At 63.1% G+C, this 14,200-nt stretch carries 13 protein-coding genes; 4 read left to right on the top strand and 9 right to left on the bottom strand.

Annotation, left to right across the window (positions count from 1 at the left end; translation table 11 throughout):
• Nucleotides 1-16 precede the first annotated feature (16 nt).
• The 5 genes from IGS55_RS08200 to IGS55_RS08180 all read right to left on the bottom strand — a co-directional run bounded on the left by IGS55_RS08200 (nt 17) and on the right by IGS55_RS08180 (nt 5,346).
• Nucleotides 17-934 (bottom strand): formyltransferase, encoded by a 918-nt coding sequence (locus IGS55_RS08200; RefSeq protein WP_230517330.1) that lies wholly within the window; start codon nt 932-934, stop codon nt 17-19.
• Nucleotides 934-1,929 carry a glycosyltransferase gene (locus tag IGS55_RS08195; protein WP_230517329.1) on the bottom strand — a complete coding sequence of 332 codons (996 nt, stop codon included), beginning with the start codon at nt 1,927-1,929 and terminating at the stop codon, nt 934-936. The genes IGS55_RS08200 and IGS55_RS08195 overlap by 1 nt, the downstream gene beginning before the upstream one ends.
• A gap of 11 nt (nt 1,930-1,940) precedes the next feature.
• A complete protein-coding gene (locus IGS55_RS08190) occupies nt 1,941-3,077 on the bottom strand; it encodes a DegT/DnrJ/EryC1/StrS family aminotransferase (protein WP_230517328.1) in 1,137 nt (378 codons plus the stop codon).
• Nucleotides 3,078-3,283: 206 nt separating this feature from the next.
• Nucleotides 3,284-4,957: a glycosyltransferase family 39 protein gene (locus tag IGS55_RS08185; RefSeq protein ID WP_230517327.1), complete on the bottom strand. Its 1,674-nt coding sequence runs from the start codon at nt 4,955-4,957 to the stop codon at nt 3,284-3,286.
• On the bottom strand, nt 4,954-5,346 hold the full coding sequence (locus tag IGS55_RS08180; protein ID WP_070311121.1) for an Mth938-like domain-containing protein: 393 nt from the start codon (nt 5,344-5,346) through the stop codon (nt 4,954-4,956). The genes IGS55_RS08185 and IGS55_RS08180 overlap by 4 nt, the downstream gene beginning before the upstream one ends.
• A gap of 423 nt (nt 5,347-5,769) precedes the next feature.
• Here IGS55_RS08180 and IGS55_RS08175 point away from each other — a divergent pair, with 423 nt between their 5' ends.
• The gene (locus tag IGS55_RS08175; protein ID WP_034750427.1) at nt 5,770-6,999 is read left to right on the top strand and encodes a pyridoxal phosphate-dependent aminotransferase; all 1,230 of its coding nucleotides are present in this window, start codon (nt 5,770-5,772) and stop codon (nt 6,997-6,999) included.
• A 73-nt stretch (nt 7,000-7,072) separates the two neighbouring features.
• The gene (locus tag IGS55_RS08170) at nt 7,073-8,395 is read left to right on the top strand and encodes a homoserine dehydrogenase (RefSeq protein WP_034750424.1); all 1,323 of its coding nucleotides are present in this window, start codon (nt 7,073-7,075) and stop codon (nt 8,393-8,395) included.
• Nucleotides 8,396-8,462: 67 nt separating this feature from the next.
• Here the strand turns inward: IGS55_RS08170 and IGS55_RS08165 are convergent, their stop codons facing one another.
• The 4 genes from IGS55_RS08165 to IGS55_RS08150 form a co-directional block, all read right to left on the bottom strand.
• The gene (locus IGS55_RS08165) at nt 8,463-8,816 is read right to left on the bottom strand and encodes a ribonuclease E inhibitor RraB (RefSeq protein ID WP_230517326.1); all 354 of its coding nucleotides are present in this window, start codon (nt 8,814-8,816) and stop codon (nt 8,463-8,465) included.
• A 147-nt stretch (nt 8,817-8,963) separates the two neighbouring features.
• Nucleotides 8,964-9,527 (bottom strand): porin, encoded by a 564-nt coding sequence (locus IGS55_RS08160; RefSeq protein ID WP_230517325.1) that lies wholly within the window; start codon nt 9,525-9,527, stop codon nt 8,964-8,966.
• Between the two features lie 169 nt (nt 9,528-9,696).
• Nucleotides 9,697-11,184 carry a sensor histidine kinase gene (locus tag IGS55_RS08155; RefSeq protein ID WP_230517324.1) on the bottom strand — a complete coding sequence of 496 codons (1,488 nt, stop codon included), beginning with the start codon at nt 11,182-11,184 and terminating at the stop codon, nt 9,697-9,699.
• A gap of 2 nt (nt 11,185-11,186) precedes the next feature.
• Nucleotides 11,187-11,909 carry a response regulator gene (locus tag IGS55_RS08150; RefSeq protein WP_230517323.1) on the bottom strand — a complete coding sequence of 241 codons (723 nt, stop codon included), beginning with the start codon at nt 11,907-11,909 and terminating at the stop codon, nt 11,187-11,189.
• A gap of 214 nt (nt 11,910-12,123) precedes the next feature.
• Here IGS55_RS08150 and IGS55_RS08145 point away from each other — a divergent pair, with 214 nt between their 5' ends.
• Together IGS55_RS08145 and IGS55_RS08140 are read left to right on the top strand one after the other, a co-directional pair.
• Complete coding sequence (locus IGS55_RS08145; RefSeq protein WP_230517322.1) at nt 12,124-13,185, top strand: porin; 1,062 nt, start codon at nt 12,124-12,126, stop codon at nt 13,183-13,185.
• A 4-nt stretch (nt 13,186-13,189) separates the two neighbouring features.
• Nucleotides 13,190-14,185, top strand: a complete 996-nt coding sequence (locus IGS55_RS08140) for a Bug family tripartite tricarboxylate transporter substrate binding protein (RefSeq protein ID WP_442908151.1) — start codon at nt 13,190-13,192, stop codon at nt 14,183-14,185.
• Nucleotides 14,186-14,200 lie beyond the last annotated feature (15 nt).

The raw sequence follows: 14,200 nt of genomic DNA, 5'->3' as shown, positions 1-14,200 counted from the left end.
ATTCTCGTGTGTGATATCAGTGTGTGCTGACGCGGGTGGTCAGACTTGCTTGCAATTGCTGAGCCGAAATCGGCTCCCCGGCAGCCCTCAGCGCGGAAATGGCCAGCATGCGGCCGTCTCCGCAGACGCCAAAGATGCAATTATCCACTACGGCCAAGCCCGGTGGCAAACTTCCTGCCGAATGCTTGCTTAAACGGGCTGTTTCGATGGTGTAAATAACATTGTTGACTTCGGTGAACGCGCCGGGATATGGGGGCGCGACGGCCCGGTGCAGGTTGTACACCTGCTGCGCCGGTAACTTCCAGTCGATGCGGCCGTCTTCCGGCGTACGTCCGCCAAAGTAGCCGCCCTGGCGCAAATCGTTGAGCTGGCGCGGCGCCGTGCCGTCCAGCAAGGCCGGCAGCACGTTCCACAAGGTTTGCTCCGCCGCCACGGTGACCTTGCCGAAGACTTCGAAGGCCGTGTCGTCGGGCAGGATGGGCACGGCCGTTTGCGCGACGATGGCGCCGGCGTCCGGTTTGACCGTCATTTCATGCAGGGTGGCGCCCGTTTGCGGGGCGCCATGCAGCACGGCCCAGTTGACCGGTGCGCGGCCGCGGAACTGCGGCAGCAGCGAACCGTGCATATTGTAGGCGGGCGCGACTTCCAGAATGCTGGCCGGCAGCATGTGGCGGTAGTAAAAACTGAACAGCATGTCCGGTGTTGCCGCCCGCACCTGCGCCAGCAGTTCGGGCGCGCGCGCGTCCGATGGCGTGATGTAGGGGATGCCTTCAGCCTGGCAAAGGCTGGCGACGGATTCGAACCACAGGTTTTCCGTGGGGCTGTCTTCGTGCGTGACGACGAGGGCGATATCGACGCCGCCGGCCAGCAGCACCTTGATGCAGCGCACGCCCACATTGTGGTAGCCGAAGACGACGGCGCGCGGGGCGCCCATCAGCGGCCCACCTGGCGTTTTTCCAGGCGCACGTGCGATGGCGCCTCGGCTTCCGCCTGGGCCATGCCGTCCTGCAGGATGGTTTGCACCACGTAGCGGGGGCGGGCGCGCACTTGCTGGAAGATGCGTCCCACGTATTCGCCCACGAGGCCGATGCCGAACAGGATCACGCCCATCAGGAAGAAGGCGATGGCGAACAGGGTAAACACGCCCTGCGCCTCGGCGCCGAACAGGAAGCGGCGCGCCAGCAGATAGATCACCAGCCCGGCCGAACTGAATGACAGCAGCATGCCCAGCATCGAAAAGATTTGCAGGGGTATCAGCGAAAAGCCCGTGACCAGGTCGAAATTGAGGCGGATCAGGCTGTACAGCGAATATTTCGACTCGCCGGCTGCCCGTTCCTCGTGCTCGACGGTGATTTCCGTGGGCTTGCGGGAAAACGTGTAGGCCAGGGCGGGCACGAAGGTGTTGACTTCGGCGCACTGGTTGACCAGGTCGATCACGTTGCGGCCATACGCGCGCAGCATATTGCCCTGGTCCGTGATCTTGATGTTGGTGATGCGCTCGCGCAGCCGGTTCATCATCTTCGAGGCCAGGGTGCGCCAGGCGGAATCTTGCCGCTTGCGCCGGATCGAGCCCACGTAATCGTAGCCTTCGCGCATCTTCGCCACCAGGTTGCCGATTTCTTCGGGCGGATTCTGCAGGTCGGCGTCGAGCGTGACCATGATCTGCCCGCGCGACGCTTCAAAACCGGCGAGGATGGCCATGTGCTGGCCATAATTGCCGTTGAACAAGACGACGCGCGTGACGTCGGGGCGCTGGCGGAACTGTTCCGCCAGGATGGCCACCGAATTGTCGCGGCTGCCATCGTTGACGAAGATGATCTCGTAGCTTGTCTGCAGGGCGTCGAGGGCCGGATACAGGCGGGCGAACAGGGCGGCCAGGCCATCCTGCTCGTTGTAGATCGGAATGATAACGGACAGTTCAGGTTTCATCGGCGCGCTGCTCATTTGATGAGGATGGATTTGACGGTGGCGACGGCGCGCTCCACGTCCTGTGTCGTCATGGCGTAGAACATCGGCAAGGTCACGGTCAGGCGGCCGATCTGTTCCGAGACGGGGAACATGCCCTCGGTAAAGCCGCGTTCGCGGTACATGGTAAACAGGTGGATCGGTGCGTAATGATAGCCCGTTCCCACGTTTTGCTGCGCCATTTGCTGCATGAAGGCGGCGCGTGTGCCGGGGCCGTTGTCGGGCAGGATGATCTGGAACAGGTGCCAGTTGCTGTTTTCAAAGTCCTGCACGGGCAGCCGGGCGCCGCTCTGCGCTTCGAAGTCGCTGCCGAACTGCGCGAAATAGTGGCGCGCCAGCGCGCGGCGGTGGGCCGTGATGGCGTCGATATTGGCGAACTGGCCCAGGCCGATGGCGGCCATGATGTCGCTCATGTTGTATTTGCCGCCCAGCACGTCGACATCGATGCCGTCGACGCCGCTGCGCGTGACGCCCTGCAGCCGGTATTTTTCGGCCAGTTTCGCTTCTTCCAGGTTGTTCAGGACGAGGCAGCCGCCTTCGCCCGTGGTGATGTTCTTGTTGGCCTGGAAGCTGAACGAGACGAAGTCGCCAAACGCGCCGATGCGCTTGCCCTTCCACGTGGAGCCGAACGCTTGCGCCGCGTCTTCCACGACCCGCAGATTGTACTTGTCAGCGATCGCGTACAGGCGGTCCATGTCGACGGGCAAGCCGGACAGGTAGACGGGGATGATGGCTTTCGTGCGCGCGGTGATGGCCGCTTCCAGCTTGTCGAGGTCGATATTCCGGGTGACGGGGTCGATGTCGGCGAACACGGGCGTGGCGCCCACTTCGATGATGACGTTGGCCGTCGCTACCCACGATACGGGCGTGGTGATGACTTCGTCGCCGGGGCCGATGCCGGCGATGCGCAGCGCGATTTCCATGGTGCACGTGCCCGAATTGAAGGTGCGCACGGGACGCCCGCCGAAATACTCGGATAGCTGGGCTTCGAAGGCCTGCACTTTCGGGCCGCTGGTGATCCAGCCCGAGCGCAGCACTTCGCCGACGGCGGTGATGGTCGCTTCGTCGATGGTGGGTTTGGAAAATGGCAAAAAGGGCAGGGTGGAGGTCATGGGGTGCGGCTCTTGGGTCGGTATGGTGTCAGGGTATCGGTGTCGCCAAGGCTGCCGTGCGCTCAAACGCGGCCGGCGGACATGGCTATTTTATATCGTCAGTATGGCGGCGCAGCCGGTTCAGCAGTGAAAAACACCTGCCGCTGCGGGGGCGGGGCAAGCTGGCCGCGGGCGCGATCCGTGTTGCTTCGCGCCCCAGTTAAACACTATTTGTTGGCAATGACCATGCGGCGCGCATCCTTGGCGACAACACGCATGGGCACGCCACGCTCTTGCAATTCATTGTAACGGTCCAGGCTGATAATGGCCATGTCGCGCACGCCGGCGTTGGCATCGGTCGTCCATTGCGTGATGAAAGTCTCGATGCTCGGGATGGACAATTCCGGCTGCTGTTTCAGGCCAAACGTAAACTCATCCCAGTAATCGACGAGGATCACGGGCCGCTGCAGATAATACGTCAGCGACTGTTCATAGATACCGACCGAATAGAGCTTGGTATCGGCCGTCAGTTCGGCCTGGATCTGCGGCAGCATGTCCGTGCCCGCGCGGTTCTGGCCATACAGTTCGGAGCCGGCCAGGATGCAGTGCGTGGCCAGGAAGCCGGCGCCGGCAATCGTCAGTACGGTCATGTCGCGGCGCAGCTGGCGCGCATGCAGCAAGGCCAGGGCGCCGCCGGCCAGGGCGAAGAAGCCGGCCGCCATCAGCCATGGCTGGTAGCCCTTGAGCGCGACCAGGGCATCCGCGTCGCGTGCGCTGGCCCTGCTGAAGGCGATCGGCCCGCCGATCAGGATGGCCGCGCCCAGCACGCACAGCAGACCGGCGGCGAACAGGCGCTGGCGGCGCGATGCCGATTCCAGGTACAGCGCCACCAGCAGCGCCAGCGCGGGGAAGACGGGCACGATATAGCCAGGCAGCTTCGAGGTCGAATAGCTGAAGAAGAAGAAAATGAAGACGGCCCAGATCAGCAGCATCAAGCGGGGCTGGAAGGCGCCTTCCTGGCGCTTGAAGGCGGCGGCCAGGCTTTGCGGCAGCACGCCTATCCATGGCAGGATGCCGGGAATGAGCAGCACGAGGAAGTAGTACCAGGCGCCTTCGCGCTTGTGGCCCTTCATCAGGAAGCGCTGGAAGTGCTCGTGGATAAAGAAGAAATGCGGCTGTTCCGGATTGCGCAGGGCGACCAGCACGAACCACGGCGTGGCGATGGCAAAGAACACCAGCAAGCCCTTGACCAGGTGCAAACGGGTCCAGATACGCCAGTCGCGCGCGCACAGCGAATACAGCACCAGCACGGCGCCCGGCAGCACGATCCCGATCAGACCCTTGGCCAGCACGGCCAGCGCCATGGCGGCCCAGCAAGCCAGCATCCAGTTGCGCCGCTCAGTCGCCGTGGCGTCGTCGCGCTGGGCGATCAGCAGGCTGCCCATGGTGAGGGTCATCATGCCCGACAGGCCCATGTCCAGCGAATTGATCTGGCCCGAAGCGAGCCAGAACAGGCTCGACGCCAGCACCAGGCCCGCATACAGGCCCACGCGCGGGCCGAACACTTTCTTGCCCGCATACGCCGTCATGCACACGCCGATGATGCCGCACAGGCCAGTCCACAAACGGGCCTGCCACTCGCCCAGGCCGAAGGCGGCGAAGGTCAGCGCATTCATCCATGTTTGCAGCGGCGGCTTTTCAAAGTACTTGATGCCGTTCAGGCGCGTGGTGATCCAGTCGCCCGTGACGAACATTTCGCGCGCCATCTCGGCGTAGCGGCCTTCGTCGGGCGGCACCAGGGTACGGATACCCAGCGCATACAGCGTGACGACGATGAAGATGCCCAGCAGGGACCACATCAGCACCCGTGACGAGTGCAGTTCATTGACATTGATTTTCATGCGGCCTTGCCTGCGGCCGGGGCCAGGATCAGGGCCAGCGTGACTTTGCGGCCTTCGCCCATGAGGATATTGTAGGTGCGGCAGGCGGCCTGGCTATCCATGCATTCGACGCCGATGCGGCGCATGGTCAGCGCGGCCGTCAGTTTCGGATGCACGAAGCGCTGGCGCTCGCCCGTGCCGAGGATGACCACGTCGGGTGCGTCGGCCAGGATTTGCGCGAAATGCGCCTCGTTCAATTGCTCGAAACTGTCCACTTCCCACGCCCGTGGCGGTGTTTCCGGCATGACGATCAGGCTGTAGTTGTACGGCTGGGCATTGATCTCGACGCCGTTTTCGTCATAGCCGGTGACAGTCTGGTATTGTTGGGTGCTGCTGGCGTGGAGTTTCATGGCGATATCGGGGCTGGTCGTGTCGGTTGATCGGTGCGCGCGCGGCCAAACTGGGTGCCGCGGCCAAGGGCGTAAGCATGCCATAAATGACAAAAAAGAGCGACTGAAAAGCAACATCCTTTCCAAATTGCAATGTTCGGCGCCACAGTGGCGGTGCATGCTGACGCCATGGTAATGCTGCAAGATTAAGGGAAGATGAAGATGGCGCCCGCCCGATTGTCGTGCGGATGCGCCGGCGTGGCAGAATCGGCGCCAAATGCTGCGGTTCGCCATGTTTAATTTGATAAAATGCCCTGTTTTCGGCGAGAATGGTTGTTTTCGCCTTGCAGTCTTTGGCATCGCAGTTTCACGGGTTCATAGTTCTGGCGCGGCGGCCACGCTGCAAGTTCTGCTCACCGCGCCGCATCACGACAGGGATTTATTTTGCGACCGATTCAGAAATCGAATAAATTGGCGGACGTCTGCTACGACATCCGCGGCCCGGTCCTGGAAAAATCCAGGCAAATGGAAGAAGAAGGCCACAAGATCACCAAGCTCAATATCGGCAATCTGGCCGTATTCGGCTTCGATCCGCCCGACGAGATCGTGCGCGACATGATGCTCAATCTGCAGAACGCGGCCGGCTATACGGATTCGAAAGGCATGTTCGCGCCGCGCAAGGCCGTCATGCACTACACGCAGGGCAAGAATATCGCCGGCGTGACCATCGATGACATTTACCTGGGCAATGGCGCTTCCGAACTGATCGTGATGTCGATGAACGCGTTGCTCAACAGCGGCGACGAAGTGCTGGTGCCGGCGCCCGATTATCCGCTGTGGACGGCCGCCGTCAGCCTGTCGGGCGGCAATCCCGTGCACTATGTGTGCGACGAGCAGAACGAGTGGTATCCCGACATCGAGGACATGCGCCGCAAGATCACGCCGCAAACCAAGGCCATCGTCGTCATCAACCCGAACAATCCCACGGGCGCGCTGTACCCGGTTTCCGTGCTGCTGCAGATAGTCGAACTGGCGCGCCAGCACCAATTGATCATTTTCGCCGACGAGATCTACGACAAGGTACTGTACGACGAAGCCGAGCACGTGTCGATCGCCTCGCTGGCCGACGACGTGCTGTTCATCACGATGAACGGCCTGTCGAAGAATTACCGCTCCTGCGGCTACCGCTCCGGCTGGATGGTGGTCTCGGGCGAAAAGCGCCACGCAAAAGATTACATCGAGGGCCTCAACATGCTGGCCTCGATGCGGCTATGCGCCAACGCGCCGGGGCAGTTTGCCATTCAGACGGCGCTTGGCGGCTACCAGAGCATACAAGACCTGGTGGGGCCCGGCGGGCGCCTGTTGAAACAGCGCGATCTGGCGCACAAGCTGCTGACCGATATTCCGGGCGTCACCTGTGTCAAGCCGAAGGCCGCGCTGTACATGTTCCCGCGCCTGGACCCGGAGATCTACCCGATCGCCGACGACCAGCAGTTTGCCTATGAATTACTGGCCGAAGCGAAGGTCCTGATCGTGCAGGGCACGGGCTTCAACTGGATCGCGCCCGACCATTTCCGCGTCGTCTTCCTGCCCAATTCCGATGACCTGACCGAGGCCATGGGGCGCATTGCGCGCTTCCTCGAAGGTTACCGCAAGCGTCACGGCCGGGGCTGAACCGGCCAGCAGCAATCTCGATCAACCTGGCGCCGCCCAAAGGGGCGCCACTTATGAGCAGTCAAGCACAATTATGAAATCCATCAAGATCGGCCTGCTGGGCCTGGGCAATGTCGGTTACGGCACGTTCAGCGTTCTGAAACGCAACCAGGAAGAAATCAAGCGCCGCGCTGGCCGCGGCATTGAAGTCGTCGCCGTCGCCGTGCGCGACGTGGCGCGCGCCGAAGCGCTCGTCGCCGGCGGCTGCAAGGTCGTCAATGACCCGCACCTGATCGTCAACGATCCCGAGATCGACATCGTCGTCGAACTGATCGGCGGCTACGACCTGTCGAAAACCCTGGTGATGCAGGCGATCGCCAACGGCAAGCACGTGGTCACGGCCAACAAGGCCCTGCTGGCCGTGCACGGCAACGAAATCTTCGCCGCCGCCCAGGACAAGGGCGTGATGGTGGCCTTCGAAGCGGCCGTCGCCGGCGGCATCCCCATCATCAAGGCGCTGCGCGAAGGCTTGACGGCCAACCGCATCGAATGGATCGCCGGCATCATCAACGGCACCACCAATTTCATCCTGTCCGAAATGCGCGACAAGGGGCTGGACTTTGCCACCGTGCTGAAGCAGGCGCAGGAACTCGGCTACGCGGAAGCCGACCCCACCTTCGACATCGAAGGCGTCGACGCCGCGCACAAGGCCACCATCATGTCGGCCATCGCCTTCGGCATCCCGGTGCAGTTCGACAAGGCCTACGTGGAAGGCATCAGCAACCTCAATGCCGTCGACATCCGCTATGCCGAGCAGCTGGGCTACCGCATCAAGCTGCTGGGCATCACCAAGCGCGCCACCGTCAACGGCGTGGAAGGCATCGAGCTGCGCGTGCATCCGACCCTGATCCCCGCCAAGCGCCTGATCGCCAACGTGGAAGGCGCCATGAACGCGGTGCTCGTGCATGGCGACGCCGTCGGCGCCAGCCTGTACTCGGGCCGCGGCGCGGGCGCCGAACCGACCGCCTCGTCGGTGATCGCCGACCTGGTCGACATCACCCGCCTGGCCACGGCCGACCCGGAACACCGCGTGCCGCACCTGGCGTTCCAGCCGAACGCGATGACCGATATCGCCATCTTGCCGATGTCGGAAATCACCACCAGCTACTACCTGCGCATGCATGTGGCCGACCAGCCTGGCGTGCTGGCCGACCTGACGCGCATCCTGGCCGAGCGAGGCATCTCGATCGACGCCATGCTGCAAAAAGAACCGGCCGAAGGCGAGACGCATACGGACATCATCATGCTGACGCACCAGACGCAGGAAAAGAACGTCACGGCCGCCATCGAGAAGATGGAAGCGTTGAACAGCGTGGTCGGTACCGTCACGAAGATTCGCCTGGAAAACCTCAGCTAACAAGCTTCAGCGATCCATGCAGAACGGCGCCCGCGGGCGCCGTTTTTTTATGCGTGATGTCGTCGGATTACGCCGCCGTACCGACGGGGCCCACATCCATGCCGTCATAGCTGGCCAGCTGGTTTTCCTGGGCAAATGCCATCAGTTCGCCATTGCGCGCGTGCAGGCTGTCGACGCCGTGCACTTCCGCCTTTTCCACGTGCAGCACCCACACGGGCGGCGCCGCCGGATCGTCGAGTTCCGGCTGGTACAGTTCCACGGGGCGGTAGCCCTGCAGCGCCAGCAGGGCGGCGGCCTGTTCCAGCGGTTCGGACGTCGGGTTGGTGAAGTAATAGCCCCACAGCAGCGGCTGGGTCAAGTCCCACGGCGCGTTCTCGGCGATATTGGCGAACAGTTCGCTTACGTCTTCTTTGGTCATCATGGCAGTCTGCCTTCATTAAAATCTCAGGGCGCGATCTTAACATCGGTGCCCATGGCGCGCCATGCGGCCATAAAAAAAACCGGCTTTGCAGCCGGCTTTTTTTATCCGTCATTCAATCGGGCGGACATTCATTCACGCAAGCGCGAATCAGAACTTGTAGCGCAGGCCGATCGACAGCAGGTCCGCTTTCAGCTTGGCGCCGTCTTCGCTCGCTACCTTGCCGAAGTTTTCGTATTCCGCAACCAGCGACAGTTTTTTGTCGAAGTGGTAAGCCGCGCCGATACCGAACAGGGCGGAGGTTTTGTTGTGCGACTCGCTCTCGCTGAAATTCAACGCGCTGACGGTGAGTTTTGCGCGGTTTTGCGCAACGCCAGCCTTGGCGAACAGCGAGAACTGTTCGTTCAGCGGCAGGGTGCCGGTGGCGGCGACGTAGAATGCATGGTTCTTGATTGCCGATTTCATGCCGTCAAAGTTTTGCGACAGCTTGCCGAAATCGACGTAGCCGGCTTCCGCGCCGAAGTTCTGCGTGAAGTCGTAGCCAGCGTAGACTTTGTAGCCGGTATCGTTGTCCTTGCGCGAAACTTCTTGATCGGCAGATACTTTCAGTTCCGCACGGCCGATATTCGCGCCGGCGTAGATGCCTTCGGCTTGAGCGAACAAAGGGAATGCCAGGGCGGCGCCGACGACTGCTGCGAACAATTGCTTTTTCATATTGATCCTAGATAATTAATGCGGGGGAGACTATCTCGCCGCTTAATGGGAGCCGAATTGTATAGGGATGAATATGTTTACGTAAGGCAATTATTTAAAAAATATTGCAAATAAAATATTTGTTGTTTTGATGCAACATTAAGTGTCGAAGATATATCTGTGCGGCGCTTCATGCCCAGCCGCCGAAATGCACGCTGACTTTCAGGCCGTGCCCATTCGCCGCCGTGGCCAGTTCCAGGCGCGCGCCGTGCAGGGCGGCGATGTCGCGCACGATGGCCAGTCCCAACCCGGCGCCGCCCGGGTTGCTCTCGAGCGCCGCGCCGACCCGGTAGAACGGCGTCAACACGCGTTCGCGCTCGGCCGGCGGGATGCCCTTGCCGCTGTCTTCCACCTCCAGCACCGTTTCGTTTCCAGCGCCGCCCGCGCGCACGCGCAGGATCACGCTGCCGCCCCGTGGCGTGTAGCGCAGGGCATTGTCGACCAGGTTGGCCACCAGTTCATGCAGCAGCAGGGCCTGGCCATGCACGGGCGCTTCGTCCGGCGCTTCCAGCGAGAGGTCGATATTTTTGGCGACGGCGGCCATGGCCATTTCCAGTCCCACCTGCTGCACTATGTCGCGCAGCGCGACGCTGTCCATCGCCAGATTCTCGCCGCCATGCTCGATGCGGGCCAGGGTCAGCAGGCGGTTGGCCAGCAGCACGGTCGAATCGGTGGTGGCGGCGATCGAGCGCACGATGTCACGCAGGGCGGCGATGTCCGGCGGCGCGCCAGCCTGGCGGTCGCACTCGCGCATGGCCAGTTCGGCCTGCGTTTTCAGCACCGTCAACGGCGTGCGCAGCTGGTGCGAGGCATCGGCGATGAAGCGGCGCTGGCTGGCGATCAGCTGCTGCAGGCGCGACATGGCGCCGTTCATGGCGCTCACCAGCGGGCGCATCTCCTTGTGCACCAGCGTGGGATCGACGTCGGACAGGTCGGACAGGGCGCGCGTCTCGACTTCCGTCTTCAGGCGCATCAGCGGGCGAAGCACCAGGCGCACGGCAAACCACACGAGCGCGCCCATCACCAGTATCATCGCCGCCTGCCAGCTCAGGGTGTCGAACAGGATCTGGTTCGACAGGCCGCGCCGCGCGTCCAGCGTTTCGGCCACCTGGATCAGGGCGATGCCGCGCATCGAGTCGTCATACACGGGTTGCAGCAGGGCGGCGATGCGGATCGGCTTGCCGTGGTAGTCGGCGTGGTAGAAGCGCACCAGCGCCGGATAATTCTGTGAGCGGGGCACGTTTTTCGGCACGGGCGGCAAGTCGCCATAGCCCGACACCAGCTCGCCGTTGATGCCCGTCACCTTGTAGTAGATGCGGCCCAGCGTGTCGGTCTCGAAGCTGTCGAGCGCCACGTAAGGCACTTCGGCCACCACCTTGCCATTGACGATGGAGACTCTTTCGGCCAGCGCCCGCGTCGACGCCAGCAAGGAGCGGTCATAGGCCATGTCGGCCGCGTCGAGCGCGTTGCGGTAGACGAAGAAGGCGTCGAGCAGCACCAGCATCACCAGCGGGATGAGCAGCCAGCGCAGCAGCTGGCTGCGCAGGCTGCCCAGCGGCCGTCCCTGCGCCCAGCGCCGGCGCAGGCGCTCGAACAGGGGCGGGCGTGGGGCGCGCACGGTCATTTCGGCGCGGCGGGGGCCATGGCGCTGCGCGGCTGCAGCAGGTAGCCGATGCCGCGCAGGGTGGTGATGACGGCGCCGTCGGGCGAGCCGCTTTCCACGCCGTTCTCGAGTTTTTTGCGCACACGGTGGATATACAGTTCGATGGCGTCCAGGTTGGCGTCGTCGGCCAGCGCAAAGACTTCATCGAACAGCTTTTCCTTCGATACGGCGCGTCCCGAGCGCGTGATCAGCGCTTCGAGCACCGCATGTTCGCGCGGCGTCAGCGCCAGCGCCGCTCCGCGATAGCTGAACATGCGCGTGACGGTGTCGAAACCGAGGGCGCCGCACGTGTGCACGAGCGCTTCGTTGCCCTGGCTGCGGCGCAGCAGCGCTTTTACGCGCGCTTCCAGTTCGGCCAGCTCGAACGGCTTGGCCATGTAGTCGTCGGCGCCCAGGTTCAGGCCCTGCACTTTTTCATCGAGGCCGCCGCGCGCCGTGAGTATCATGACGGGAGTCTTGCCGCGCGTGCCGCCGCGCGCGCGCAGACGGCGCAGCACGTCCAGGCCATCCATCTTCGGCAGGGTCAGGTCGAGCAGCACCAAAGAATATTCCTGCGTATGCAGCAGGGCGTCGGCATCGGCGCCGTTGTGGGCTGTCTCCACCGTCAGGTGCGCGTCGCGCAGGGCCTTTGCCAGCCAGTGCGACAGCTCCAGATGGTCTTCCACTAATAATATGCGCATGGTCTCCGCCATTCGTTTGAATGGGTGCAGTGTAAGCCTGTCGGCACGCCGCCGACAGGGGCCGCAATGAATTTGTTGCTATTGCCTGTGGCTGGCCGGCGACACCTGCCAGTCTGAAAGCGAATTGAAAGGATCGCGATCATATAGTGTGATCCTGATTCATGAAATTGATCAGGCATATCACTAATAACTATATCTAAGGGAGACACTCTACATGAAGAAAACCGCATTCTCGCTGGCCGCCATGGCGGTACTCGCCGCAGCCGGCAGCGCCCACGCCCAGTCGAACGTCACCCTGTACGGCCGTCTTGACGCCGGCATCAGCAACACCAGCAACGCCGGCCCGAACAAAAGCTCGATGACGCAAGTGAGCTCCGGCGGCATGAACACTTCGCGCTGGGGCATCCTGGGCAGCGAAGACCTGGGCGGCGGCCTGAAAGCAGTCTTCAATCTGGAAGGCGGCATCCTCGTTGACACGGGCGCGGCCGACGGCGCGCTGTTCAAGCGCCAGGCCAACGTGGGCCTGGAAGGCGCGTTTGGCCGCGTCGTGCTGGGACGCTCGTTCACCACCGTGTACGACTTCGTGCTGCCATTCGATCCGATGGCCTATGCGCCGTTCTACTCGTGGGCCACCTCGGCCAATGCGACGGGCCCCAGCAAATACGGCATGACGACGGCCTTCGACAATATGGTCAAGTACTCGGGCAAGACGGGCGGTTTCAGCTACGGCGCATCGTACGGCTTTGGCGAACAGTCGACGGGCAGCTCGGACAGCGCCAAGCTGTCGACGGCCGTCACCTACAAGACCGGTCCTGTCAGCCTGCTGGCCACGTATGAACAGGTGAACGGCAACACCATCGCCGGCGGCGCGCGCGACAAGACCACCGTGTACCACCTGGGCGCCATGTACGACGACGGCCCGTGGAAGGTGCAGGCGGCGGCGCGCGACTACAAGCTCGATCCGGCTGCCGGCGGCAAGGCCGACGTGCGCGGCACCCTGTACTGGGGCGGCGTCAGCTACAAGACCACGCCGGTCATCACCCTGACGGGCGTGATCTACTACCAGGACGTGAAAAACGTGGCGGCCAACCTCGATGCCGATCCGATCATGTACGTGGCGCGCGTGCGCTATGCCCTGTCCAAGCGCACCGACCTGTATGTGGCCGGCGCCTATGCCAAGGCCAAGCACAACCAGCTGGTCAGCCTGTCGCGTGACGACGCCGGTTTCGGCGACACGCAGCGCGGCCTGATCGCCGGCATCCAGCACCGCTTCTAAGGGCATGACCATGCTGCGCACCGTGTTCCTGTCGCTGCTGCTGTTGTCCGCGCTGCTGCCCGCGCTGGCAGCGGCCGCCGCGCCTGAAGTCGACTGCGTGGTGCCGTCCAAGCCGGGCGGCGCCATGGACCTGACCTGCAAGCTGGCGCAGAAAGGCTTGCTGCAGCCCGATCCGGCGGCGGCAGCGCCATTCGCGTCCTCGGTGCGCATCAGCTATCTGCCGGGCGGCATCGGCGCGGTGGCGTGGCGTTCGATGGGTTCGCAGCGCCGGCGTGCCGAATCCAACACCCTGGTGGTGTTTTCGGGCGGTTCGCTGCTGAACCTGGCGCAAGGCAAGTTCGGCAACGCCAAGACGGGCGATGTGCGCTGGGTGGCGGCGCTGGGCGCCGACTACGGCATGATCGCCGTGCGCAGCGACTCGCCCTACAAGAGCCTGGCCGACCTGATCGCCGCGCTCAAGCGCCACCCCGACAAGGTGCTGATCGGCGTCTCCGGCACCATCGGCAGCCAGGATTGGCTGAAAATGGCGCTCGTGGCGCGCAAGGCCGGCATCGACCCGAAAGTGCTGCGCTTCGTGGCGCTGGAGGGCGGCGGCGAGATCTTCACGGCGATGCAGGCCGATTACGTGCAGGTGATGTCGGGCGATACGTCGGAAGCGACCCTGAACGCGGGCGACAGCCATGCGCGCGTGCTGGCGGTGCTGTCGGAAAAGCGCCTGCCCGGCGTGCTGGCCAGCGTGCCGACGGCGCGCGAGCAGGGCATCGACGTGGTCTGGCCCATCATCCGCGGCCTGTGGATGGGACCACAGGTGCCGGAAGCGGATTACCAGCGCTGGGTGGACACGTTCGACCGTGCGATGGCCACGCCGCAGTTTGCCCAGTGGCGCACGCAATCGGGCATGTATCCGTTCGCGCTGACGGGCGACAAATTGACGCAGTACGTGAACCAGGCAGTCGAACGCTACTCCAGGCAGGCGGCCGAATTGGGCCTGATGCGCTGAATCCAATAGCAAACC

Origin of the sequence: Janthinobacterium sp. EB271-G4-3-2 (assembly GCF_020858035.1) — a bacterium.
Lineage (GTDB): Bacteria > Pseudomonadota > Gammaproteobacteria > Burkholderiales > Burkholderiaceae_D > Janthinobacterium > Janthinobacterium aestuarii.
This window is presented reverse-complemented; position numbering and strand designations above follow the sequence as displayed.

Coding starts and splice junctions, on each gene's coding strand:
- IGS55_RS08200 (WP_230517330.1), bottom strand. CDS start 934: ATGGGCGCCCCGCGCGCCGTCGTCTTCGGCTACCACAATGTGGGCGTG.
- IGS55_RS08195 (WP_230517329.1), bottom strand. CDS start 1,929: ATGAAACCTGAACTGTCCGTTATCATTCCGATCTACAACGAGCAGGAT.
- IGS55_RS08190 (WP_230517328.1), bottom strand. CDS start 3,077: ATGACCTCCACCCTGCCCTTTTTGCCATTTTCCAAACCCACCATCGAC.
- IGS55_RS08185 (WP_230517327.1), bottom strand. CDS start 4,957: ATGAAAATCAATGTCAATGAACTGCACTCGTCACGGGTGCTGATGTGG.
- IGS55_RS08180 (WP_070311121.1), bottom strand. CDS start 5,346: ATGAAACTCCACGCCAGCAGCACCCAACAATACCAGACTGTCACCGGC.
- IGS55_RS08170 (WP_034750424.1), top strand. CDS start 7,073: ATGAAATCCATCAAGATCGGCCTGCTGGGCCTGGGCAATGTCGGTTAC.
- IGS55_RS08165 (WP_230517326.1), bottom strand. CDS start 8,816: ATGATGACCAAAGAAGACGTAAGCGAACTGTTCGCCAATATCGCCGAG.
- IGS55_RS08160 (WP_230517325.1), bottom strand. CDS start 9,527: ATGAAAAAGCAATTGTTCGCAGCAGTCGTCGGCGCCGCCCTGGCATTC.
- IGS55_RS08150 (WP_230517323.1), bottom strand. CDS start 11,909: ATGCGCATATTATTAGTGGAAGACCATCTGGAGCTGTCGCACTGGCTG.
- IGS55_RS08145 (WP_230517322.1), top strand. CDS start 12,124: ATGAAGAAAACCGCATTCTCGCTGGCCGCCATGGCGGTACTCGCCGCA.
- IGS55_RS08140 (WP_442908151.1), top strand. CDS start 13,190: ATGACCATGCTGCGCACCGTGTTCCTGTCGCTGCTGCTGTTGTCCGCG.